This window comes from Oceanobacillus massiliensis str. N'diop (assembly GCF_000285495.1).
GTDB lineage: Bacteria > Bacillota > Bacilli > Bacillales > Amphibacillaceae > Oceanobacillus > Oceanobacillus massiliensis.
Genome location: NZ_CAER01000094.1, coordinates 1 through 772, shown reverse-complemented (window position 1 = coordinate 772; position 772 = coordinate 1). Strand labels below are relative to the sequence as shown.

The 772-nt window shown below is 42.5% G+C and carries 1 rRNA gene; it reads left to right on the top strand.

Going from position 1 to position 772, the window contains the following annotated elements:
• Nucleotides 1-77 precede the first annotated feature (77 nt).
• Nucleotides 78-193 (top strand): 5S ribosomal RNA (rrf, locus tag OMHG_RS00205).
• The last annotated feature ends 579 nt before the right edge of the window (nt 194-772 follow it).

Below are 772 nucleotides of genomic sequence, written 5' to 3'. Positions count from 1 at the left end.
AGGGTATAAAATTCAAAAGCGTAAGCATCCGTTTTTGTTGCTGATGCTAGCCGTTTTATTACACCTTAAGGTAGTTGTCTGGTAGTTATTGCGAAGAGGTCACACCTGTTCCCATGCCGAACACAGAAGTTAAGTTCTTCAGCGCCGATGGTAGTTGGGGCTTTGCCCCTGCAAGAGTAGGACGCCGCCAGGCAAACACGAAAACAGCTGATACATTTTGTATCAGCTGTTTTTTGATGTGGAATAGAATTTTTTCACCTGCGGAATTTTGGAGTTAAATGCTGCAGAAACTGTACATAATACTGTTGAAAAATGTAGAAATACGATTGCCTAATGTAAAAGTATCTTATAAAAAGGGCAATATCTTTCTGGAAGTGGTTATATCTTCCTAACTAAAAATATATCGACCAAAAGTGGGACCAGTGCTTAGACATCTGCCCATAATTCAATATAACTGCTTCAATCCCGATATATCGGCCGGAAAACCCATAGATCGCTCACGGGCCATCGCCGCTCAGCTCAGTAGCCCCATGGCATTCCAGTTCGCCATCGTTGCTGAGTAGCCCGATCGATCGCATTCCTGCTCGCCATCGTTGCTCAGCATCCGCATAAAAAAAGATGAAACCTGGTATTATCCCCTCTAAGTAGACTGATAAAAAAAGAGAACGTGCTATCATGTTCCTAACAGTCTTACTTGGAGGGGATTTTTCTATGGCAAAGAAAGGGCAGCATTTTACACAATATACACCCGAAATAAAACAGGAAGTTGTGC